Annotated in this window: 19 protein-coding genes and 1 pseudogene; 15 read left to right on the plus strand and 5 right to left on the minus strand. The window is 63.8% G+C overall.

Annotated elements, in window-relative coordinates; genetic code table 11:
* Window positions 1–188 precede the first annotated feature (188 nt).
* Window positions 189–1,253, minus strand: a complete 1,065-nt coding sequence (locus tag LGH82_RS20890) for a spermidine/putrescine ABC transporter substrate-binding protein (RefSeq protein ID WP_227344539.1) — start codon at window positions 1,251–1,253, stop codon at window positions 189–191.
* A 228-nt stretch (window positions 1,254–1,481) separates the two neighbouring features.
* Here LGH82_RS20890 and LGH82_RS20895 point away from each other — a divergent pair, with 228 nt between their 5' ends.
* From LGH82_RS20895 to LGH82_RS20910, 4 genes are read left to right on the plus strand one after another with little or no spacing between them, the layout of a single operon-like run.
* Entirely contained in the window at window positions 1,482–2,420 is a 939-nt protein-coding gene (locus LGH82_RS20895; protein ID WP_227344540.1) for a GntR family transcriptional regulator, read from the plus strand.
* A gap of 10 nt (window positions 2,421–2,430) precedes the next feature.
* Window positions 2,431–3,714 carry a glycosyltransferase gene (locus tag LGH82_RS20900; protein ID WP_227344541.1) on the plus strand — a complete coding sequence of 428 codons (1,284 nt, stop codon included), beginning with the start codon at window positions 2,431–2,433 and terminating at the stop codon, window positions 3,712–3,714.
* Window positions 3,715–3,719: 5 nt separating this feature from the next.
* Window positions 3,720–5,102 (plus strand): glutamine synthetase family protein, encoded by a 1,383-nt coding sequence (locus tag LGH82_RS20905; RefSeq protein WP_227344542.1) that lies wholly within the window; start codon window positions 3,720–3,722, stop codon window positions 5,100–5,102.
* 2 nt (window positions 5,103–5,104) lie between these two features.
* The gene (locus LGH82_RS20910; protein ID WP_227344543.1) at window positions 5,105–6,403 is read left to right on the plus strand and encodes an NAD(P)/FAD-dependent oxidoreductase; all 1,299 of its coding nucleotides are present in this window, start codon (window positions 5,105–5,107) and stop codon (window positions 6,401–6,403) included.
* Window positions 6,404–6,617: 214 nt separating this feature from the next.
* On the opposite strand, the gene LGH82_RS20915 is transcribed toward LGH82_RS20910, so the two are convergent.
* A complete protein-coding gene (locus LGH82_RS20915) occupies window positions 6,618–7,388 on the minus strand; it encodes an IclR family transcriptional regulator C-terminal domain-containing protein (protein WP_227344544.1) in 771 nt (256 codons plus the stop codon).
* 122 nt (window positions 7,389–7,510) lie between these two features.
* Between LGH82_RS20915 and LGH82_RS20920 the strand changes: the two genes are divergently transcribed.
* From LGH82_RS20920 to LGH82_RS20950, 7 genes and pseudogenes are all read left to right on the plus strand, one after another.
* Window positions 7,511–8,368 (plus strand): CoA transferase subunit A, encoded by an 858-nt coding sequence (locus tag LGH82_RS20920; RefSeq protein ID WP_227344545.1) that lies wholly within the window; start codon window positions 7,511–7,513, stop codon window positions 8,366–8,368.
* Complete coding sequence (locus tag LGH82_RS20925) at window positions 8,365–9,171, plus strand: CoA-transferase subunit beta (protein ID WP_227344546.1); 807 nt, start codon at window positions 8,365–8,367, stop codon at window positions 9,169–9,171. The genes LGH82_RS20920 and LGH82_RS20925 overlap by 4 nt, the downstream gene beginning before the upstream one ends.
* A 1-nt stretch (window position 9,172) precedes the next feature.
* Window positions 9,173–10,378 (plus strand): 3-oxoadipyl-CoA thiolase, encoded by a 1,206-nt coding sequence (pcaF, locus tag LGH82_RS20930; protein WP_227349651.1) that lies wholly within the window; start codon window positions 9,173–9,175, stop codon window positions 10,376–10,378.
* Window positions 10,379–10,558: 180 nt separating this feature from the next.
* Window positions 10,559–11,584 carry a BMP family protein gene (locus LGH82_RS20935; protein WP_227344547.1) on the plus strand — a complete coding sequence of 342 codons (1,026 nt, stop codon included), beginning with the start codon at window positions 10,559–10,561 and terminating at the stop codon, window positions 11,582–11,584.
* Between the two features lie 245 nt (window positions 11,585–11,829).
* Window positions 11,830–13,342 (plus strand): annotated as a pseudogene (locus tag LGH82_RS20940) (ABC transporter ATP-binding protein).
* Entirely contained in the window at window positions 13,342–14,394 is a 1,053-nt protein-coding gene (locus LGH82_RS20945) for an ABC transporter permease (RefSeq protein ID WP_227344548.1), read from the plus strand. The pseudogene LGH82_RS20940 and the gene LGH82_RS20945 overlap by 1 nt, the downstream one beginning before the upstream one ends.
* Window positions 14,394–15,338: an ABC transporter permease gene (locus LGH82_RS20950; protein ID WP_227344549.1), complete on the plus strand. Its 945-nt coding sequence runs from the start codon at window positions 14,394–14,396 to the stop codon at window positions 15,336–15,338. The genes LGH82_RS20945 and LGH82_RS20950 overlap by 1 nt, the downstream gene beginning before the upstream one ends.
* Window positions 15,339–15,580: 242 nt before the next feature.
* On the opposite strand, the gene LGH82_RS20955 is transcribed toward LGH82_RS20950, so the two are convergent.
* Window positions 15,581–16,348, minus strand: coding sequence for an SDR family NAD(P)-dependent oxidoreductase (locus LGH82_RS20955; protein ID WP_227344550.1), 768 nt, complete (start codon window positions 16,346–16,348; stop codon window positions 15,581–15,583).
* Between the two features lie 55 nt (window positions 16,349–16,403).
* Complete coding sequence (locus tag LGH82_RS20960) at window positions 16,404–17,903, minus strand: amino acid permease (RefSeq protein ID WP_227349652.1); 1,500 nt, start codon at window positions 17,901–17,903, stop codon at window positions 16,404–16,406.
* Between the two features lie 174 nt (window positions 17,904–18,077).
* Here LGH82_RS20960 and LGH82_RS20965 point away from each other — a divergent pair, with 174 nt between their 5' ends.
* From LGH82_RS20965 to LGH82_RS20975, 3 genes are all read left to right on the plus strand, one after another.
* Window positions 18,078–18,896, plus strand: coding sequence for a helix-turn-helix transcriptional regulator (locus LGH82_RS20965; RefSeq protein WP_227344551.1), 819 nt, complete (start codon window positions 18,078–18,080; stop codon window positions 18,894–18,896).
* A 98-nt stretch (window positions 18,897–18,994) separates the two neighbouring features.
* Window positions 18,995–19,252, plus strand: a complete 258-nt coding sequence (locus LGH82_RS20970; RefSeq protein WP_227344552.1) for a hypothetical protein — start codon at window positions 18,995–18,997, stop codon at window positions 19,250–19,252.
* A gap of 153 nt (window positions 19,253–19,405) precedes the next feature.
* Window positions 19,406–20,359 (plus strand): LLM class flavin-dependent oxidoreductase, encoded by a 954-nt coding sequence (locus LGH82_RS20975; RefSeq protein ID WP_227344553.1) that lies wholly within the window; start codon window positions 19,406–19,408, stop codon window positions 20,357–20,359.
* A gap of 61 nt (window positions 20,360–20,420) precedes the next feature.
* Here the strand turns inward: LGH82_RS20975 and LGH82_RS20980 are convergent, their stop codons facing one another.
* Window positions 20,421–22,145: an ABC transporter ATP-binding protein gene (locus LGH82_RS20980; RefSeq protein WP_227344554.1), complete on the minus strand. Its 1,725-nt coding sequence runs from the start codon at window positions 22,143–22,145 to the stop codon at window positions 20,421–20,423.
* 285 nt (window positions 22,146–22,430) lie between these two features.
* Between LGH82_RS20980 and LGH82_RS20985 the strand changes: the two genes are divergently transcribed.
* Window positions 22,431–23,222: an ATP-binding cassette domain-containing protein gene (locus LGH82_RS20985; RefSeq protein WP_227344555.1), complete on the plus strand. Its 792-nt coding sequence runs from the start codon at window positions 22,431–22,433 to the stop codon at window positions 23,220–23,222.
* The last annotated feature ends 22 nt before the right edge of the window (window positions 23,223–23,244 follow it).

Consider the following 23,244-nt stretch of genomic DNA (forward strand, 5'->3'; position numbering starts at 1 on the left):
CTGCCGGGCATCTCCCCCTCAACGGGGGAGATCGGCAGCCTCAACGTACCGTTCACCCTGCTGCGTTGAAGGTTGGCTAAGGCAATGCCACAGCCAATCTCCCCCCTCGAGGGGGAGATGCCCGGCAGGGCAGAGGGGGGCGCGAAGGGACGCAAGCTTACTTCCAGGATGCTGATGGAACTGCCGCCTTACTGCGCGGCCTTGATCTCGCTGACGATCTTCGAATAGTCGCGCTGGGCTTCGCCGACGTCGCGCAGTTGCTCGAACTTGACGAGGTCGGCCACAGGCATCGCCATGTTCGGGAACTTGGCCAGGAAATCGGCGGGAAGGCTTTCCATCGCCGGCTTGTTCGGCACCTTGTAGTCGATGTTCTGCGCCGCCCAGGCGTGGTTCTTGGCGTCGAGCATGAAGTTGACGAACTTGAAGGCGTCATCCTTGTGTTCGGAAGCCTTCATCACCACCATCGTGTCGACCCACAGGTCCGAGCCTTCCTTCGGGATGACGTATTTGATCTCCGGCTTCTCGGCGATGCCGTAGTTGCACCAGCCGTCCCAGGCCTGCACCATCAGAGCCTCGCCGGAGACCAGTTTTGAATAGAAGGTGGTGTCGTCATAGGCGAGCAGGGTCTTCTTGGCGGAGATCAGCAGGTCCTTGACCTCGGCGAGCTTGGCCGGATCGGTCTCGTTGACCGAAAAACCCTTGTCGAGCTGGCCGGCGGCCAGCAGCCAGCGGTCGGTCGCCAGCATGGTGGTCTTGCCCTTCAACTCGTCGGAAGGCGCCAGCAGGTCGCTCCAACTCGTCGGCGCCACCTTCACCAGGTCCGAGCGGTAGCAAAGGCCCGTCGTGCCCCAGGTATAGGGCACGGAGAAGGTGTTGCCGACATCGTGCGGCAGCTTGGTCGCTTCCGGATAGAGGTTGGCGAGATTGGGGATCTTGGCGTGGTCCATCGGCTCGGTCAGGCCAAGCTTGTTCAGCACCTCGGCGAAGGGCGAGGAAACGAAGACCACGTCATAACCCTTGCCGCCGGCGGCGATGAGCTTGCCCATGATCTCTTCATTGGTGGCGTGCACGACCACTTCGCCGGAAACACCGGTCGCGGTCTTGAAGGCGGCCATGGCGTCGGGCGCCATGTAGCCATCCCAGTTGGAAATGACGAGGTCGGCGGCCATCGCCGGCGCGGACAGCGCCCAGGCGAGGCCGAGAGCGAGCGAGGACGTTCTCAGCGCACGGCGCCGCAGGCTGGTAGCGGTCATGACAGACTCCCATTCGGTTGATCGTCGAATTCTTGTTGGACCGGCGCGACCTATGCCGCTGCTGCGATCCTGTTCCCTCGGTCTTTTTATTGCCGATTGCACACACAGTACTATTGCAGAAAAAAGTACGTCAATCCATAATTTGAAAACTGGCCGAGGAATCTGGTCGATTGCCTCCGTGAGGCTTATCGGTCAACGATGAAGGTCATGCCGTTCACGAGACCAGTCATGCAAGCCGCAGCCCGACGACCTCGCACCAACCATCTCGACCTGGCGCAGCGCATCCTGGATGTGGCGCGGCAGCGGGGTTTCGAGCCCGGCGCACGCCTGCCCGAGCAGCAGATCGCGTCGCTTTGCAATGTCTCGCGCACGCCGGTGCGGGCGGCACTCGGCCTGCTCGCGGAGCAGGGCGTCGTGCGCTGGGAGGCGGATAGCGGTTATCACCTGGCCATCGATCTCGCCGCGCAGCCTTCTGTTGCCGCCGAACTGCCTGCCGCCGAGGAAGACGAACTCGCCGAGGCGATCCTGCGCGACCGCTCGGCGCGGCGGCTGGACCAGACGGTAACCGTCGCGGGATTGATGCGGCGCTACAGTGCCGAGCGAAAGACGGTATTAAAAGCGCTTAATAAACTGACGGAAGAGAATCTTCTGGACCGTGCGCCCGGCCAATCCTGGCTGTTTCGGCGCGCGCCCGATGATCCCGAGGCGCAAGGCGAAAGCTATGAGTTCAGGCTGCTGCTGGAGCCGGCGGCCATCCTGACGCCCGGCTTCCGGCTGGACGGCGCGCGGGCAGCGGTATTGCGCCAGGGCATGGAGGCGGTGGCGGCACTGCCGGACGCCGCGTTCGACACGCGCGAGTTCCAGCGGCTCGACATCGACTTTCACGGCATGATCGCCGAGGGCTGCGCCAACCGCTTCATCACCGACGCGCTGTCCGATCATCTCAGGCTGCGCCGGATGCCGGGCATCTACGCCGGCGTCAACGTCTTCCGGTTGAAACAATCACTGCGCGAACACCTGAACATACTCGACCATCTCGAAAGCCGGCAGTATGAGGTGGCTGCCGACCTGCTTCGCATCCATCTGCGGCTCTCCCGCAGCCAGAGACCGCAAGCGGCCAGTCGCGGCGCCCCCGCGCTGTTCGGCATGATCAGCCGGCCGGAATGAAGAGGATTAATTGACGCGTAAAGCCAGCCCGACCATCGCGCTGTTTCCCGAAGCAAGCTTCGGCGCGGCGTTGAATTGCGTCGGCATCGCGCAGGCGTTGCGCGCCGGGGGCGCCCGGCCCGTCTTCATCTGCCATGCCGGTTTTTCCGGCGTCTTTGCCGACTATGGTTTCCAGGAATACCAGCTGCCGACCGACGACCCGCTGACCGATAGCGAGCGCCAGAGCTACTGGCAGGCCTTCGTGCGCCGGCACCTGCCGCATTTCAGGCTGAGCCCGATCGACCAGCTCGAAACCTATGTCGCGCCGACCTGGCAAGCCATCGTCGACACCGCCGTCAATGCCGAGGCGCCTTTGCGCCAATTGCTGGCGCGGCTGAAGCCGGACGCGGTGGTGCTCGACAATGTCATCATGTTCCCGGCGATCGCTACCGCCGGCTGTCCGTGGGTGCGCGTCGTCTCCTGCGCCGAGACGGAGTTGCCGGACGCTGACGTGCCACCCTATCTGTCGGGGCTTGGCGCTGATGACCCGCAGCGCGCGGCGTTCGAGGCCCGCTATCTGGCGGCGTCGGCGCCGGCGCATGACCGCTTCAACCGCTTCCGGACGGATGCCGGCCTGGCGCCATTGCCCAAGGGCCTGTTCCTCGAGACATCGCCCGACCTCAATCTGCTGCTGACGCCGGCGATCGTGCGCCGCGAGCGCGCCAAGCCGCTCGACCCGGATCGCTTCGTCTATCTCGAAGGCTGCGTGCGTTCGGAAGGGCCCTTCGAGGTGCCGGTGTTTCCGCGCAACAAGGGGCCGCTGGTCTATATGAGCTTCGGCAGTCTCGGCGCCATGGATGTCGGCCTGATCGAGCGCATGCTCGCCGTCTTCGACAGGCTGCCGGCCCGCTTCATCGTCAATGCCGGCGGCCTGCGCGACGCCTACCGCGCGGTGCCCGACAATGTCTATCTCGACGCCTGGTTTCCGCAGCCGTCGGTGGTGGCGAAATCGGACCTGTTCATCCATCACGGCGGCAACAACAGTTTTTGCGAGGCGCTGCGCTTCGGCGTGCCGTCGCTGATCATGCCCTATTGCTGGGATGGGCACGACAATGCGCAACGCGCGGGAGAGACCGGCGTTGGCGACCATATCGGCCGCGACAGCTGGACCGAAGGAGTACTGGAGAGAGCCATTCTCGGCCTGCTGGCCGACGATGCCATGCGCGCCCGCCTCAGGGACAATGCAGCCCAGATGGCGCTGAAACCTGGAACGGATGTGGCCGCGCAAGCCATACTCTCTTTGATACGGACATGAACGAAATGCTTGATAAAAACACGAATACCTCGCTCTTCAATGGCAACGATCCCAAGGCCTGGCTGGCCCAGCGCGGCATCACCGAGGTCGAATGCCTGGTGCCGGACATGAACGGCGTTCTGCGCGGCAAGGCCTTGCCGACGGCCAAATTCCTGCAGGCGCTGAAAGACCGCGCGCTCTACCTGCCGAGCAGCGCCTTCCTCGTCAGCATCGATGGCCGCTACTCCGGCTCGATCGACGAGGGTTTTGCTTATTCGGACCCGGACATGCGCATGGTGCCGGATGTCTCGACGCTCTGCCTGGCGCCCGGCGCCGGCGCGGGTAGAGCTTATGTCTTTGCCGACGCGTTTCATATGGACGACGACCGGCCGTGGATGGCCTCGCCGCGCCATGTGCTGCGGGCCGTGCTCGATCTCTACCGTCAGCGCGGCTGGCGGGCCGTGGTGGCGCCGGAGCTTGAATTCTATCTCACCGCGCCCAACCCCGATCCCGACCAGCCGCTAACCGCGCCGGTCGGCGCCAATGGCCGCACTGAAACCGTGCAGCATCCCTATGACATGGCGGCGCTCGAGGAATTCGAGCCGGTGATCCGGCGTATCTATGACTATGCGGCGGCGGCCGGGCTGCCGCTCGACACGCTCATCCATGAATCGGGCACCGCACAGCTGGAGATCAACTTCCTGCATGGCGACGCTCTGCCGCTGGCCGACAAGGTGCTGCTGTTCAAGCGGATGACACGCCAGGCCGCGCAGCAATGCGGCATGCATGCCACCTTCATGGCCAAGCCGATCGCGGCGCAGGCCGGCAGCTCGATGCATCTGCACATGTCGGTCATCGACGAGGCCGGCAACACATTGTTTGCCAGCGCTGATGATGCCGACACCGAGATGTTCGGTCATTTCATCGGTGGCCTGCAGAAATATGTTCCCGAAATCATGCCGCTGTTTGCGCCGAACGTGAATTCGTTCCGCCGCATCCGGCCGAACCACAGCGCGCCGGCCAATATCGAGTGGTCGCATGACAATCGTTCTTGTGGGTTGCGCGTGCCGGCCGGCGGCCGCGCCGCGCGTCGGGTGGAGAACCGGCTGCCGGGCGCCGATTCCAATCCCTATCTGGCGATCGCCGGCTCGCTTCTCGCTGGTTATCTCGGCGTCGAGCAGAAGCTGGCACGGTCGGCCGAGGCGTCGGGCAATGCCTACAAGATCAAGAGTACGCTGCCGAAGACCATGGAGGAGGCGCTCGATCGTTTCGAGGCTTGTGACCCGGTGCGAGCACTGCTCGGCGAGGACTTCTTCCAGACCTATCTGCGCGTCAAGAGCGTCGAACTCGACCTGTTCCAGGGCGTGGTGACGAGTTGGGAACGCGACCACCTGCTGCTGAAGGTGTGACCATGGCACCCTCAACAGGCTTCAATTCCGGTCTCGATATCGGCAAATCCTATTATGTCGCCACCGCCAATCCGGCGCCGGCCCATCCGGCGCTTGCCGGTAATGTCGAAGCCGACCTGGTGGTGGTTGGCGGCGGCTGTACCGGCCTGTCCGCCGCCCTCCACGCCGCCCAGCGCGGCCTGAAAGTGGTGTTGCTCGAAGGCGGCAAGATCGGCTGGGGCGCATCGGGCCGCAATGGCGGCCAGATGATCCCCGGCCTGCGCAAGGGCGCGAAGGGGCTGGTCAAGCTCTACGGGCCCGAACGGGCGAAGGCGCTGTTCGATCTTGCCTTCGAGGCACGCGGCCTGGTGCTCGATATCATCGAGCGCCATGCCATCGATTGCGATCTGAGGCTGACCGGTCATCTGGTCGGCGCGGTCAACGGCTCCGACCTCAAGGATCTGGAAGACGAGGCCAAGTGCCTCGAGAGCGTGATGAGATTTCGGGACGTCGAGATCCTGTCGGCGGCGGATGCCCGCGGCAAGGTCGACACGCCCTATCATGGCGCGATGTACGAACCGCTTGGCGGCCACATGCATCCGCTCAACTACACGCTGGGCCTTGCCCGCGCCGCCACAGCTGCCGGCGTCACCATTTATGAGAACTCGGTGGCGGTGAAACTGGAGCGCGAGCCTTCAATCCGGGTCTCGACGGCCAAGGGTTCGGTCCGGGCCAAGCATGTCGTGCTGGCGGGTGATGCGCTGCTCCACGGGCTGGAGCCGCGCGTCAACAGCCGCATCATGCCGGTCGGCAACTACATCGTCGCCACCGAGCCGCTGGAGGGCAAGCGCAATGTCATCCCGGCCAATGTCGCGGTGTCCGATACGCGTTTCGTCGTCAACTACTACCGCATGTCGGCGGATGGCCGCCTGCTGTTCGGCGGCGGCGAGCGCTACACGCCGTCGCCGCCGGCCGACATTGCCGGCTTCGTGCGGCCGCACATGGAAGCCACCTTTCCGCAACTCCAGGGCTGCCGCATCGACCATGCCTGGGGCGGGCTGGTCTCGGTGACGACGTCCAGGCTGCCGCATGTCGGGCACTATGGCGAGGTCTATTTCGCGCATGGCTATTCCGGCAAGGGTGTCATCCTGTCGACGCTGTCGGGCAAGCTGCTGGCCGAAGCCATCACGGGAGATCCCTCGCGGCTCGATTTGTTCTCGACTCTGACCCCGATGCCGTTCCCCGGCGGCACGGCGCTGCGCGGTCCGCTCTATGTGCTGGGGATGTTGTGGTACGCGATGCGGGACAGGATCAAGCACTGAGGGAGAGTGCAGCGCGGCTACGCACCTGCCTGCCGGCATCCTCTCCCCGTAAACGGGGCGAGGGGCGCTGTCTTTGGCGATTTCGCCAATCGCCAGCGTTGCAAAAGGAATGCCGGCGTTACGGCCCCGTTTACGGGGAGAAATGCCCGGCAGGGCAATGAGGGGCGGCGCTGAAGTTGAGAATTGGTTGCTCCAAGGGCGCCTTAAAGCCTGACTAAACCACAAAGAAGTCTTCAATCCGCTGCCTGGCCTCAAGCAGCGCCGGCAGAATTTCCTTTTCCATCTCCGCGACCGAAAACCGCGCCGACTGCGTCGACACATTGATGGCCGCGACCGTGCGTTCGGCGCGGTCGCGGATCGGCACGGCGATCGAGCGCAGGCCGAGTTCCAGCTCCTCGTCGACGATGGCGAAACCGTCCGTCTTCGCCTTGCCGATGGCTTCGGCCAGCAGCCTGATGTCGGTGATCGTCTTCGGCGTTCGTCTCTCGATCGCCGCCTGGTCGAGAAATGTGTTGAGTTCCGCAGATGTCAGCCCAGCAAGCAGGATCCGCCCCATCGAGGTGCAATAGGCGGGCAGCCTGGTGCCGACATCGAGCGAGACGCTGAGGATGCGGCGGCCCGGGATGCGCGCGACATAGACGACATCCTGACCTGAAAGAATGGCCGCCGAGCAGGCCTCGTTCAGCTGCGCGGCAACCACGCGCATGATGGGCGCGGCGAAGGTCCACAGCGAGGCGCCGCCGAGCCATGTGCGGGCAACCGTCAGCAGGCGCGGCGACAGTGAAAACACGCGACCGGCTTGCGTCGCATAGCCGGTGGCGACCAGCGTCAGCAGGAAGCGCCGGGCGCCGGCGCGGGTCAGGCCGGCTTCGTCAGCCATTTCGGTCAGCGTCATGCCCGAGGGATGCCGGGCCAATATCTCCATGACGGCAAGGCCGCGCTCAAGCGAGCCGACATGGTCACGGGTAGCGGCTTCTTCGTCCATCTCGCCTCCGAGGCGTGGGCATCGTCGCCAGGATTGACTCCGCGCTTCCATTCAACGTAGAAAGTATCGCATACAAAACATATGTTCGCAATACGAACATCTTGAATCCCGGAGCATGTTGGATGGTCAAGTTCCTGCCGCTCAAAGAGGCCGTTGCCGAGAATCTCAAGGATGGCGACACCGTTGCCTTCGAGGGCTTCACCCATCTGATCCCGACGGCGGCGGCGCATGAGGCGATCCGCCAGGGTTTTCGCGACCTGACGCTGATCCGCATGACGCCGGACTTGATCTACGACCAGATGATCGGCATGGGCATGGCGAAGAAGATTGTCTTCTCCTATGTCGGCAATCCCGGCGTCGGCCTGCTACGGCGCGCCCGCGACGCCATCGAGAACGGTTTTCCGCGTCCGCTCGAGATCGAGGAGCACAGCCACGCCGGCATGGCCAATGCCTATGAAGCCGGTGCCGCCGGCCTGCCATGCGCCGTGTTCCGGGGGTATCGCGGCGCGGGGCTGGCGGCGGTCAATCCCAACATCAGATCGATCACATGCCCGTTCACCGGCGAGGTCCTGGCCGCCGTCCCCTCGATCCGGCCTGATGTGACCTTCATTCATGCGCAGAAGGCGGACCGGAAAGGCAATGTGCTGGTTGAGGGCATCATCGGCATCCAGAAGGAAGCGGTGCTGGCGGCCAAGCGCGCGGTGGTGACGGTGGAGGAAATGGTCGACAATTTCGACGACCTGCATCCCAACCTCACCGTGCTGCCGCGCTGGACGATATCAGCGATATCCGTCGTGCCCGGTGGCTCCCATCCATCCTACGCGCATGGCTACTATGCGCGTGACAATGCCGCGTATCTGGAATGGGACGAGATCGCCGCCGATCGGGAAAAATTCCAGGCGTGGATGCAGGTGAACGTCATGGAGAAGAGCGCCGACGATTTCCCTGATAGAGTCGAGCATCTGAGGAAAACGGCATGAGCGACAATCACAACCCCTTGGGCTTCACCCCCAACGAGATGATGACGATCGCCGCCAGCCGCGCGCTGGGGAATGACGATGTCTGCTTCGTCGGTATCGGCGCGCCGTCCGCCGCCTGCAATGTGGCGCGGCTGACGCATGGGCCCGATATCACGCTGATCTATGAGAGCGGCACGATCGGTACCGCTCCGCAAGTGCTGCCGCTGTCGATCGGCGATGGCGAATTGTGCGAAACCGCCATTACCACCGTCGCGGTGCCGGAGATGTTCCGGTACTGGCTGCAGGGTGGCCGCATCTCGATCGGCTTCCTGGGTGCGGCGCAGCTCGACAAGTTCGGCAACATCAACACCACGGTCATCGGCGACTATTTTCATCCCAAGACCAGGCTGCCCGGCGGCGGCGGCGCGCCGGAGATCGCTACGTCGTCGAAGGAGATCTACATCACCATGGCGCAGACCAGGCGCGGCATGGTCGAGAAGATCGACTTCTTCACCTCCTTCGGCCATGGCGAGGGCGGCGATCATCGCAAGCGACTTGGCATCGACACCGCCGGTCCGACCTTGCTGATCACGGATCTCGCTATCTGGAAGCCGGACCCTGTGACCAAGGAATTCACGGTCGTGTCGCTGCATCCGGGCGTTACACGCCAGCAGGTGCAGGAGACCTGTGGCTGGGTTGTAAAGTTCGCGGAGGCGCTTGACGAAACACCGGCGCCAAGCGAACTCGAACTGAAGACATTGCGCGACCTGCAGGCCCGCACCAAGGCGGCGCATGAAGGAACCGGAAAAGAGAAAGCTGCCTGACATGGCCGAGGCCTATATCTGCGACTACATCCGCACGCCCATCGGCCGCTTCGGCGGTTCGCTGTCTTCTGTGCGTGCCGACGACCTCGGCGCTATCCCGCTGAAGGCGCTGGTCGAGCGCAATCCGGGCATCGACTGGCAGGCGGTCGATGATCTCGTCTATGGATGCGCCAACCAGGCTGGCGAGGACAACCGCAATGTGGCTAGGATGGCGCTGCTGCTGGCCGGGCTGCCGAAGGAGATTCCGGGCTCGACCATCAATAGGCTGTGCGGCTCCGGCATGGATGCGCTGACCATCGCGGCGCGCGCCATCAAGGCCGGGGAAGCCGAACTGATGATCGCTGGCGGCGTCGAATCGATGAGCCGCGCGCCCTTCGTCATGCCCAAGGCCGACACGGCGTTTTCGCGCAATGCCGAGATCCATGACACCACCATTGGCTGGCGCTTCGTCAACCCGCTGATGAAGAAGCAGTATGGCGTCGATTCCATGCCGGAGACCGGCGAGAATGTCGCCGAGGATTTTTCGGTGTCGCGCGCCGACCAGGACGCCTTTGCCGTGCGCAGCCAGGACAAGGCGGTCGCGGCACAGGCCAATGGCCGGCTGGCCAAGGAAATCACGCCAGTGACGATCCCGCAGCGCAAGGGCGATGCTGTCATCGTCTCGACGGATGAGCATCCTCGTGCCGGCACCACGGTCGAGTCGCTGGCCAAATTGCCGACGCCATTCCGGCAGGGCGGCACCGTGACGGCCGGCAATGCGTCCGGTGTCAATGACGGGGCGGCGGCACTGATCGTTGCTTCGGAAGCGGCGGTGAAGAAATACGGCCTGACGCCGATCGCCCGCATCCTTGGTGGTGCTGCCGCTGGTGTCGAGCCGCGCATCATGGGCATCGGCCCGGCGCCTGCGACGCAGAAGCTTTGCGCGCGGCTTGGCCTGACGCCAAAACAGTTCGATGTCATCGAGCTCAACGAAGCCTTTGCCTCGCAAGGCATCGCCGTGCTGCGCCAGCTCGGCATTGCCGAGGATGCCGGGCACGTCAACCCGAATGGCGGCGCCATCGCGCTCGGTCATCCCTTGGGCATGTCGGGGGCGCGCATATCCGGCACGGCTGCGCTGGAGCTTCGTGAGCGGGGTGGCCGCTATGCACTGGCCACAATGTGCATCGGTGTTGGCCAGGGCATTGCGATCGGACTCGAACGAGTTTGAGCAAAAGCCATCTACTAGCCGGCTGACAAGATAACGAAGCGGCCACCCCCTGCAGAAGAGTGGCCGCAATCCGGCACTCTCAAATTTGACCATGTGGACAAAAGTCCAGACCCGTTCCATAGTTCCTTGTCTGATAGAGAACAGCCGGCTCGACACGGCAGTCAAACAGAGGGGCAATCAATGGAAAACCGGAAGAATACAATACAGTCGAAGGGGCTCTCGCGCCGCAACGTGCTGGAACTCGGCGCGCTTGGCGTGGCGGCGGCGATGTTGCCGGGCGCGGCCTTCGCGGCGGGCAAGAAGCTGAAGGTGGCCGCGATCTTCGCCACGCCGATCGAAGAGCCATGGGACAACCAGGTCCATGTCGCGCTGCTGAAGGCCCAGAAGGAACTTGGCATCGAATACAAATGGTCGGAGAAGGTGCAGACGGCCGATTTCAGCCGCGTCATGCGTGAATATGCGCAAGGCGGCTATGAACTCGTGCTGGGCGATGCCTTTGCCGCCGAACGCGAATCCCGCCGCACGGCCAAGCAGTTTCCGAAGACCGCCTTCCTGTTCGGTTCTGGCGCCGGGCCTGCGGAACCCAATTTCGGCGTCTTCGACAACTGGATCCACGAGCCGGCCTATCTGTCCGGCATGATCGCCGGGAAAATGTCGAAGAGCGGCACCGTCGGCGCCGTCGCGGCGATGGGCATCCCGGAAGTGAACCGGCTGGTCAACGCCTTCTTTGCCGGCGCCAGGGAGATCAATCCCAACATCAAGAAGAAGGTCTCCTTCATCGGCTCCTTCTTCGATCCGCCCAAGGCCAAGGAGGCCGCGGTCGCGCAGATCGACGCCGGTGTCGATGTCATCTATGCCGAGCGTTTCGGCGTCATCGAGGCGGCGGTGGACAAGAAAATCCTCGCCATCTCCAACATGTCCGATCAGTCGAGCCTTGGCCCGGATACGGTCATCACCGGCCCGGTCTGGGACATGTATCCGACGGTCGAGCAGGCGATCAAGCTGGTCAAGGCCGGCGTCTTCACGGCGCAGGACTATGGCGATTTCTCGCGCATGGCCAAGGGCGGTTCGTTCCTTGCGCCCTACCACAAGTTCGACAAGACGCTGCCGGCGGACGTCAAGGATCTGGTCGAGAAGAAGAAGGCCGAGATACTGGAAGGCAATTTCCGCGTCGACGTGGATGAGAACACGCCAGTTTCGGATTGAGTTCTGGTCTTTAGAGGTTGGTGCTAGGCGCCCCCTCTGTCCTGCCGGACATCTCCCCCTCAAGGGGGGATTGGCAGCTTCCACTGCGGTACTTTTCTTCGACGTAGAAATTGGCGAAAGCCGAAATGAGAGCTGATCTCCCCCCTTGAGGGGAAGATGGCCGGCAGGCCAGAGGGGGGTGCAGCGCATCCCCACCAAGCAAAGCTGAATCGCAAAGCCAACTCCGATCAGGAGCATCCTTGTCCTTGCCCGCCCCCCTCATCGAAATGCGCGGCATCACCAAGAGCTTCGGCGCCGTCAAGGCGAACGAGGCCGTCGACCTTAGCGTCGCGCCAGGCGAGATCCTCGGGCTGCTGGGTGAGAACGGCGCCGGCAAGACGACGCTGATGAACGTGCTGTTCGGCGCCTACGCGCCCGACGCCGGCGAGATACTCATCCAGGGCCAGCCGGTGCGGATCACCAGTTCGGCCGACGCGCTGGCCGCCGGCATTGGGATGGTGCACCAGCATTTTCACCTCGCGCCACGGCTGACGGTGCTGGAAAACCTTTTGATCGGGATTCCCGGCAAATCGGGGCGGATCGACCGTGCCGGTGGGCTCGCGCGGCTGGCCGAAATTGGCCGCCAGCATGGGTTGACGCTCGATCCCGACCTTCCGGTCTCGGCTCTGTCGGTCGGCGAGCAACAGCGGCTCGAGATCGTCAAGGCGTTGTTTCGCGGTGCGAAACTGCTGATCCTCGATGAACCGACAGCGGTGCTGGCGCCGAGCGAGGTCGACGGGCTGTTTTCGGCATTGCGCTCAATGGCGGCGCAGGGCCTCGGCATCATCTTCATCTCGCACAAGCTCAATGAAGTGCGGGCGCTGACGCATCGCTGCACGGTTCTGCGGCATGGCCGTGTCGCGGGCCGTGTCGACGATCCCCGCCAACACGACATCCGCCGCCATGGCGCAACTGATGTGCGGCCACGAGATCGTGCCGCCGGCAAGAGGGCCATCGACGCCGGGTGCGGCGGTGCTGACGCTCGACGGCATTTCCACCTCAAGGCATTCGGGCATGCCGCTGCGCGATGTATCGCTTGCCGTCCGCGCCGGCGAGATCCTCGGCATTGCCGGCGTCTCGGGCAATGGCCAGCGGGCGCTGGCGGAGGTCATCTCCGGCGTGCGCGCGCCCGATGCCGGCCAGATGACGATTGCTGGCAGCAAGGTGTCGCGGTTTTCGCCGCGCGAGGTGCAGGCTCTGGGCTTGGGCCGTATCCCGGAAGACCGCATGACGACGGGGCTGGTGACCAATTTGCCGCTCGCCGATTCGATGGTGCTGCCGCGTATCGGCACCGCCGCGTTCAGCAGCAGGGGCCTGCTCAAGCCCGATGCCATCCGCGCCTTCGCCGAGGCCCAGATCAAGGCCTATGACATTCGCTGTCCCGGGCCGATGACCCGCGCCGGTGCGCTGTCCGGTGGCAACCTGCAGAAGGCGCTTCTGGCGCGCGAGCTCGCCTTTGATCCAAAGGTCCTGATCGTCTCGCAGCCGACGCGCGGGCTGGACATCGGTGCGGCCCGTTTCATCCACGAAAAGTTCCTCGACATGCGCACCAAGGGCCGCGGCATCATCGTCATCGGCGAGGATCTCGAAGAACTGCTGGTGCTCTGCGACCGCATCGCGGTGATGTATGAGGGCCGCATCGTCGGCACGCTGGACAGCGCCGATGCGACGATCGCTCGACTGGGGTTGATGATGACCGGGGCGGAGGGCCACAGCTGATGTTTCGCCTGGAAGTCCGGACGTCAACGCCCGCCTGGTTCAATCTGGCTTTGCCGCTGCTGGCGATCGCGGCCACGCTTATCCTGTGCAGCGGGCTCATCGCGCTGGCCGGCGCCGGTGTCATCGATGCCTATGGCGTGATGTTCACGGCCTCGCTCGGCGACAGCTATGCCATCACAGAGACGATGGTGCGTGCAGCACCGATGATCTTCACCGGACTGGCGGTGGCCGTCGCCTTCCGGGCAAAATTCTGGAACATCGGCGCCGAGGGGCAGTTACTTGCCGGCGCGGTTGCCAGTTGCTTTGTCGGAACGATCCCGATGCCGGGCCCGCTCGCGATACTGTTGATGGCGGTGGCCGGGGCCGCCGCTGGTGCGGCGGTCGCCCTCATCCCGGCGACGTTGCGGGTAAAATTCAAGGTCGATGACGTCGTCAGCTCGCTGCTGCTCAATTCGGTCATCTACTATGCGCTGATGGCGCTGATCGAAGGGCCGTGGAAGGACAGTTTCAGCGGTTATCCGATCTCGCCGCCGATCGAGGATTCGGCGAATTTCCCGGTGCTGATCGAAGGCACGCGGCTGCATCTCGGCGTGGTGGTGGCGCTGATCGCCGCGCCGTTGATCTGGTTCCTGATGGTGCGCACCACGCTTGGTTTCAGGATCAGGGTTACCGGCGAGAATCCCGAAGCCGCTAGATATGCCGGCATCAACGTTGAGCGCGTGCTGATCTCGACCGCGCTGCTGTCGGGCGCGCTGGCGGGGCTCGCCGGCGTCGGCGAAGTCGGCGGCGTGCATTTCCAGGTGATGAGCGACATCTCGCCGGGCTACGGCTATTCCGGCATCGTCGTTGCCATGCTGGCGCGGCTCAACCCGCTGGGTGTGGTGCCGGCGGCGATCTTCCTGGCCGCAGTCATGACCGGGGCCGAGGCGATGTCGCGGGCAACCGGCGTTCCGGCCTTCCTCAGCGATGTCATCCAGGGCACGGCGCTGCTTGCCATGCTGGTGGCGCTGCTGTTCACCGCCTATCGCATCCGCCGCGTCGGAGCCGCATGATGAGCGCGGTGTTCGAACAGATCTTCCAGGTCGGCTTCCTCGCCGCCATCATCCGCATCGCCACGCCGCTGGCTTTCGCCACGCTCGGCGAAATGTTCTCCGAACGGGCCGGCGTGCTTAATCTCGGCATTGAAGGCATCATGCTGCTCTCGGCCATGACCGGCTTCACCGCCACCAGCCTCAGCGGCAGCCTGTGGCTAGGCGTGCTCGTCGCCGTGCTGACCGGCATGCTGATGGGCGCGCTGCACGCGCTGTTCACGGTTGCGCTGGGCCTCAGCCAGCATGTCTGCGGCATCGGCGTCACGCTGTTCTCGTCGGGCCTCGCCTATTTCCTCTACCGGCTGATCTTCGGCCAGCAATCGGTGCCGCCGAGCATCAAGGGTTTCCAGACGCTGCCGATACCCATCCTCTCCGACATTCCGGTGCTCGGACCCGCGGTGTTCAACCAGTTTGCGCTGGTCTACATGGCGATCGGTGCCATTCCGCTCGCCGCCTTCGTGCTCTACCGCACGCCATGGGGGCTGTCGGTGAGCATGGTCGGCGAAAACCCCCGCGCCGCCGATTCAGCCGGTGTCAGCGTCATTGCCACGCGCTTCCAGGCGGTGATCCTTGGCGGTGCGCTGATGGGGTTGGCCGGCGCCTTCCTGTCGATGGCGCAGTTCAACGCCTTTACCTTCGGCGTCGTTTCCGGACGCGGTTGGGTGGCGATCGCGCTGGTCGTCTTCGGCCGCTGGGACCCGTGGCGCTCGGCGGGGGCCGCGCTGCTGTTTGCCTTTGTCGATGCCTTGCAACTGCGCATGCAGGCGAGCGGCCTCGGGCACGTCCCCTATGAGGCGTTCCTGATGCTGCCTTTCATCTTCACCATTGTTGCCATGGCTGTCATGTCGCGCAACGCGGTGGCGCCATCGGCACTGCTCAAGCCGTTCAGGCGTGAGGAGCGGTAGACGAGCAGGACTTGATGTCCTTTCCTCTCCCTCCAGAGGGGGGAGAGGTGGCACTGCGAAGCAGCGACGGAGTGGGGGAACCACCCGGCAACCGTCGCCAACGGATATTGAAAGGGGACCAAGGCGCAAGAATCTTCCTGCACCGCGCCAAGCGTCGACCCCCACTCCGTCGAGCTGCGCTCGACACCTCTCCCCCGATCGACGGGGTAGAGGAAGGGCGCCAGGCTGTCCCTGGGAGGGCCTCACATCGCCGTAAAGCCATTGTCCACGAACAGATGTGCGCCGTTGACGAAACTGGCCTCGTCGCTGGCCAGGTAAAGCGCCGCCTTCGCCACCTCTTCCGGTTCGCCGATACGACCCTGCTGCGCGGCCAAAGCCGCATCGGAAACGTCGACGCCGAGCTTGCCGAGATCGGCGACCTCACGCAGGCCGTGCGGCGTGCGGATGAAGCCGGGGCAGACGGCGTTGCAGCGGATGTTGCGGTCGCGGAACTCGACGGCGATGGCGCGGGCGAACATGTGGCAGGCGCCCTTGGTGGTGTCGTAGAGCACCTCCATCGGCGTCGCCGCCACCGCCGAGATCGACGAGGTGCAGACGATAGAGCCTCCGCCCGCCGCGATCATGCCGGGGAGTATGGCGCGCGTCATCAGGAACATCGAGCGCACATTGACGGCATGCAGCCAGTCCCATTCCTGGACTGTCGTTTCCAGGAACGGCTTGATGACGATGGTGCCGGCGTGGTTGAACAGGACGGTGACCGGACCGAGTTTTTCGGTTGCCGCTTTCACCGCCGCCTCGACCTGCGCCTCGTCGGAGACGTCGGCCACCCAGTGTTCAGCTACGTGCCCCCGCGCGCGTATCGCCGCCGCAGTGGCTGCTGCCGCATCGCCGTTGCGGTCGATGATCGCCACCTTGGCGCCCTCGGCCGCGAACAGCTCCGACGCCGCGCCACCCATTCCCGTCGCGCCGCCCGAAATGATGGCGACCTTGCCGGCCAGTCTTTCGCCCATGCTTTTACTCCCGTCCTGTTTTCAGCGACTTTTCGTCTTCGATGATATGGCGATGCTATCCCTCGCGTTTCGGATGGCCAAGCGAGCCACCTGAAACGGCGAATTCCTCTTCCGGCGACAGCACCAGGCGGTGGCGGCGATAGAAGCCGAAGTAGGCCAGGCCGATCGCGTACCAGACCGCTGCGGCGATCGCCGCCCAGCGATAAAGCGGATCGAAGAACTGGTAGGCGAGCGTCACGATGCAGATCAGGATCGTGGCATAGGCGCCGAACCTGCCGAGCGGGCTGACGAAGGGCCGCGCAATTGACGCATAGAGGGTGCGCAGGCGCAGGTAAGCGATGCTCTGCAGGATGTAGGAAACCATGCCGGCGAAGACGATCATCGAGACCAGGAAGCCGCCCATGAAGGCGACGTTGTTGTTGCCGCCGAGATACCAGACCACCAGCAGCATCGACAACGCCATGGCCGAGCCGGCGGCGAGCGCCCTGTTGGGGGTCTTGGTACGGGCGCCGGTCACCGACAGGCCTGTCGGCAGATAGCCGGCGCGCGACAGCGAATAGATGTTGCGGCCCGAGGCAAAACTGCCGGCGAAGAAGCTGGCGGCAAGGCCTAGCACCGCGACCGAAGCCAGAAGCTTGGCCCAGCCGTCGCCGAAGATTGTGCGGAAGCCGTCGAGCAGCGGCTCGCCGGAAGAGCCCATGGCATGCGCGCCGTGCGGGATCGAGGCGCTGAAGAACAGCACGCCGAGCGCCAGCGCGATCAGCGTCACGATCGACAGGATGAGTGCGCGCGGCATGTCGCGGGTCGGGTTCGTCGCTTCCTCCGCCGTCAGCGGCAGTTGTTCCACGGCCAGGAACATGTAGACGCCAAAGGGCAGGGCCAGCATGACGCCGGTAAAGCCGAAGGGCAGCCAGGGGCCGTTGCCATCGGCCAGCGCGGCCGGTCCGTCAGTCGCGGCGCCGATGTTCAGGGCGTATCTGAAGAAGTCGACATGCGGGATGGCGACGACGAAGAAGAACAGAAGCACGGCGATCGCCGCGACGGTGATGTAGATGACCACCTTCATCGACAGTTCGAGGCCGCGCAGCGACAGGCCGAGCATGACGACATAGCCGGCCACCCACCAAAGCGGCAGCGCGCTTTGCGGCGTGCCGAAGATCGCGGCGAGGTATGAGCTCATGAAGAACATGTTGGCGGCCGGCGCCAGCACGAATTCGATGTTCTCGGCAAGCCCGGTGGTGAAGCCGCCCCAGGGGCCGAGCGCGGTGCGCGAGAAGGAATAGGCGCCGCCCGTATGCGGCAACGCCGCGCTCATCTCACCGATCGAACAGCACAGGCAGATATACATGAAGCCGATGATCAGCGCGGCCAGCAGCATGCCGCCGAAGCCGCCTTGCGCCAGGCCGATGTTCCAGCCGGAATACTCGCCGGCCACCACCGCGCCGACGCCCATCATCCACAGCGAGAACAGGCCGGCATGGCGCTGCAACTGACGCTGTTCGAAATACTGCTTGTCAACGGTCTGGTAGGTGACGCCGCCCGCCCTGCGGTCCATGGCTTGTTCTGTCATTGCTGTGCCCCTTCGTTGCGGCAAAGCGTGTCCGCTTCGCCCCTTGCGATGGGGGGATAGTTCAAGAGCCGGTCATCGGCGTATATACCCCCAAGGAGATATGTCGGGCGCGCGGCGCCGGGTGCAGGATGCTAAGGCGGGGGAGGCAGGATGGGACGGATGTCGGCGCTGGCGGACTGGCACGAGGCTTTGCCGGAGCTGGTGTCGCTGATTGGGAAACAAGGATTTGCCGAAGGGCTCGATCGCGCGTTGCGGGCGGTCGCCCCCTTCGATCTCAGCTGCGTGTTCGCCTATCCTGGCCGCAACCGGCCAATGTTCCTGCATGACGGGCTTGGCGCTGTGTCCTCGAGCCAGATCATGGCCAATTATCTCAACGGCACCTATCTTCTCGATGCTGTTTATTCGGCCTGTACGCGGCGCACGCCGCAAGGGCTGCACCGCCTGGCTGACCTGGCGCCGGACGCTTTCTTCGAGGGCGAGTACTACAATTCGCCCGACGTGCATCCATGCATTTCGATGGAGTCAGGCACGCTGGCCGAAGAGATCGTCTTCCTCGTCCCAGTCCAGGGCAGCTTCTATCTCGCCTATTCCCTGTTGCGGGCGAACGCCAGTCCGGCCTTTCGCGACGAGGACTTTGAACGGCTGCGGCAGACGGCGCCGATGGTCACGAGCCTGGCGCAACGGCATTGGGAGCATCTGGCGCCAGCCGGGTCGGACAGCGAACCCGCGCACAAGCCCGCCGGCCAGGATGTCGAGCAGGCATTCGAAACCTTTGCGCCGTCCCGCCTGACGCGGCGCGAGCAAGGCATCGTCAGCCTGATCCTGCGCGGCCACTCCTCGATGTCGATCGGCAGGATCCTGGAGATCGCCGAGGGTACGGTGAAGATCCACCGCAAGCACATCTATGCCAAGCTCGACATTTCCAGCCAGACGGAACTGTTCAATCTTTTTATCAAGCATCTGCTTGCCGGCCGCTGACCTCCCGTGGCCTGAACGCCTCGCAAGTCGATGATATGGCTGGGATTTCGCATCGGTCGGGCCGGGTTTTTCTGGTGGTGACGTAGTAGAAAATACCAATGGATCGCCAATTGGTGGAAATCCATTCCAACAATGGTCGAAAAATAGCAATCGACAAAGTCTACAAGTTTTATAGATTAACGGCCGAGACGGAGGTCGTTATGTCCTATACCCAGAACGCTCAGACTGATCGCGGCCCCCAGAGGCTGGCCAATGCCCAGACCTTTCGTCCGGCCTATGCCGGTGCCTTCGCTTATATCGTCTTTGCCCTTGCGTTCGTGTTCACCGGGGCTGTTGTCCTGGGCATCATTCCCTGAGTCCCAGGATTCAGGGCCAAGGGTAGCGTCCTACCGCTTCCGCGTAATTGGAGTTGAATGAACCGAATCCCGGTGCGTTTTCGTGCGCCCGGTGTGGCGCGATGCAAACTTCGAATTTGCCGCACGCATAATTCCAACGTGATGGAGATGGCAATGCCGATCGAGTTCACGCATGTCCCCGGAAAAGTTCATCCTGCCGGCACCATTTCGACCGTGCCCTTCTTCTATGATTTTGCCGAAACCGCGACGAAGCTGTCGCTGATCGAGGACGTCGGTTTCCGCAGGATCGTCGTCGACGACCAGGCCGGGCTCCTGACCAACATGGACCTTGCCGCCCAGGTGCTGGACCGCACCTCTTCGCTGGAGGTCATTCTCGCGCATTGGGCTGGCGTGATCGAGCCGACGGTGGCGGCGCGGCAACTTGCCTCGATCGGTGCAAGAAGCGGCGGACGCCTGTCGCTCAGGATGCTGAGCGAGCCGCTCAACGACTACGATGCGGAGACGCGGCCCGTCGGTCATGCCGTTGTCTGGCAGCGTATCGACGAATATCTGGTCTTGCTGAAGCGGCTGTGGTCGAACGACCGGCCCTTCGACCATGAAGGCACCTTCTACAGCATCAAGGGCGGTTATGTGCCGCGCAAGGGGCCACACGGCGCCGGCTTGACCATTCGCATGGGCGGGCAATCCGGAACGGCGCTCAAGGTCGCCGGTCGCCACGCTGATGTCTTTGAACTGGCGCCGGGCTCGATCGACGAGGTCCGGCGGCTTATGGAACGGGCGCGCGGCGCCGCCGCCGAGCACGGTCGGGCGGGCAAGCTACGCTTTGCGCTTCCGGTCGGGATTCACCAAGGCGTTCCCGCCTCCGGCCACAAGGCGGTCGATGTTTCAGGACCACCGGCACAGGCCGCCCTTTCGCTGCTTGCCTATGCCGGGCTTGGGATCGACGAATTCATGATCGCCGGTGTCGATACGCCGCGCGAGATCGCCACGGTTGGCCGGGAAACGCTCGCCTTGCTGCGCAACTCGCTGGTCCGCCGTGAAGCCGATGCGTTCCAGCCCGGGGCCTATGCGCCTCGCCACGCGCAAGGGACGCATTCAGCAATCTGAGATCATCCGCTTTCCAGAGCCGAGGCTGACACAGGACGAGCGTTGCAAGCGTGCCGTAGCGTCAATGCGAAGGGGCAAGATGCTGCGCGTCGTGCAGGCGACGATAGATGCCGTCGGCGCGGAGCAGTTCGCTGTGCGACCCTTGCTCGACAATGCCTGAATCCGACACCACGACGATGCGGTCGGCACCACGGATCGTCGCCAGGCGATGGGCGATGACCAGCGTGGTGCGACCTTTGGCGAGCGCTGCCAGCGCCTTCTGGATTTCCCGTTCCGTCTGGGTGTCGAGCGCCGATGTCGCTTCGTCGAGGATCAGGATCGGCGGGTTCTTCAGGAACATGCGCGCGATCGCCAGCCGCTGCTTCTGGCCGCCCGAAAGCTTGACGCCGCGTTCGCCTATGATCGTGTCGTAGCCGGCCGGCAGGCCGGCTATCGTGCCGTCGAGCTGGGCCCGCCGCGCGGCGTCGGCGATGGCCTCGTCGGATGCGCCGAGACGGCCATAGGCGATGTTTTCACGAATCGAACCGCCAAACAGGAAGACGTCCTGCTGGACGATGCCGATCTGGCCGCGCAGCGAGGCGAGCGTCATGTCGTGAATGTCGATGCCGTCGATGGCTATCTGACCGGTGTCCACCTCATAGAAGCGCGGCAGAAGCGAGCAGATGGTGGTCTTGCCGGCGCCGGACGGTCCGACGAAGGCGATGGTCTCGCCCGCATGGATGGTCAAGTCTATACCCTTCAGGACCGGCTTGCCGTCGCCATAGCCGAAGCCGACATCGCGATACTTTATGGCGCCCTTCAGATTGCCGACAACCTTGGCGCCGGGACGGTCGGCAATATCGGGTTCGGTGTCCAGAAGCTCCGTATAGCGCCGGAAGCCGGCAATGCCCTTGGGATAGGTTTCGAGCACCGAATTGATCTTCTCGATCGGACGCACAAAGACGCCGACCAAAAGCAGGAAGCCGACGAAGCCGCCATTGCTGAGGTTCCCGGTGATGACGAGATAGCTGCCGACGATCATGACCACGAGCTGGATCAGCCTGATGCCCATGTAGTTCAGTGAATTGCTCGCGGCCATGATCCGGTAGGCATCGAGCTTGGTCTGGCGATAGTTCTGGTTGTCGCGTGCGAACAGCGTGCGCTCATGCTCTTCATTGGCGAAGGCCTGCACCACGCGCATGCCGCCGACATTCTCCTCGATGCGGACGTTGAAGTCGCCGACGCGGCCATAGAGCGCCTGCCAGTTGCGCTCCATGCGTTCGCCATAGCGGATCGTCACCCAGGCGATAACAGGCACGATCACCACGGTGACCAGCGCCAATGGGATGTTGACCACGAACACCAGCGCGAAAGCGCCGATGAAGGTCATGATGGCGATGAACAGGTCCTCGGGGCCGTGATGCGCGATCTCGCCGATTTCCTCGAGATCCTTGGTCACGCGGCCGACGAGATGCCCGGTCTTGTGGTTGTCGTAGAAGCGGAAGGACAGTTTCTGCAGATGGTCGAAGCTTTTTCGGCGCATCTCGGTCTCGATGTTGATGCCAAGCATATGGCCCCAATAGGTGACCACCGCCATCAGCACCGTGTTGAGCAGATAGATCGCCAGCAGGCCAACCGCCGCGGCAATGATCAGCGTCCATTCCTGCCGTGGCAGAAGCTGGTCGACGAAAGAACGCACCGCCATCGGAAAGCCAAGCTCGAGCAGGCCGGCCAGCACGGCGCAGGAGAAGTCGAGTGCGAACAGCCCCTTCCAGGGGGCGTAGTAGGAAAGGAAGCGTCTGATCATCGAGGTGAACCGGAGACTTTCATCTGTATTTCGGCGGGCACGGGCCGGTGCGCCGTCGGTGGCACTGCTTACGAGCGCGGAGCCCCTGGCGGCAATATGCCAGGGTCTTTTCGGTACATCCCACTGCCTGCGGAATTTCGACGTGCGGCGGCTGTGCCAAAATTTGTTGATTCAAAAACTCATCTAAATGTTGACTAGTAAGGTCATGTTTCATAGTCAACCGGCATCGGCCGCCGAAAGCCAGATCGCTGGACCAAGGGGCCGCGCAGGAGAGAGGCCAGGACCGTGGCTGGAATTCATGCCGAGACAGCCTTCCATATCGACGCGGTGCGTTTCGCCGCCGGCGAGCGAACATTGCTCGGCCCTGTCTCGCTCGAACTGGAACGCGCGCGCGTCTACGGGCTGATCGGCCACAATGGGTCGGGCAAGTCCACGCTGATCAAGCTGCTGGCGCGCCAGCAGCCGGCAAGCTCGGGCGCCATCACCTTCGCCCAGCGGCCGCTGGCGCAGTGGGGCGCCCGCGAACTCGCCCGCGCGCTTGCCTATCTGCCGCAGACGACGCCGGCTGCTACGGGCCTGACCGTGCGCGAACTGGCGACGCTCGGGCGCTACCCCTGGCATGGGGCGCTTGGCCGGTTCCGTGCCGAGGACAGGCGGCATGTCGAGGAGGCACTGATCTTGACCGACATGGAGGGTTTTGCCGACCGGCTGGTGGACGAATTGTCAGGTGGTGAGCGCCAGCGTGCCTGGCTGGCCATGCTGGTCGCCCAGAATGCCGGTGTCATGCTGCTCGACGAACCGATTTCGGCGCTCGACATCGCCCATCAGGTCGAAGTGCTTGCCCTCGTCAAGGATCTCAGCCGCAAGCGCGACCTGTGCGTCGTCGTCGTCCTGCACGACCCCAACATGGCGGCGCGCTATTGCGACGAGCTGATCGCGCTGAAGGACGGCAAGCTGCTGACGCGGGGCACCCCGGACGAGATCATGCAAGGCGATGTGCTCAAGGGCATTTTCGGCGTGGAGATGGGCGTGTTCGCGCACCCCGTCACCGGCCAGCCCATAGGCTATGTGCAATGATGGCATTTGCATATGTTGCACG

Origin of the sequence: Mesorhizobium sp. PAMC28654 (assembly GCF_020616515.1) — a bacterium.
Lineage (GTDB): Bacteria > Pseudomonadota > Alphaproteobacteria > Rhizobiales > Rhizobiaceae > Mesorhizobium.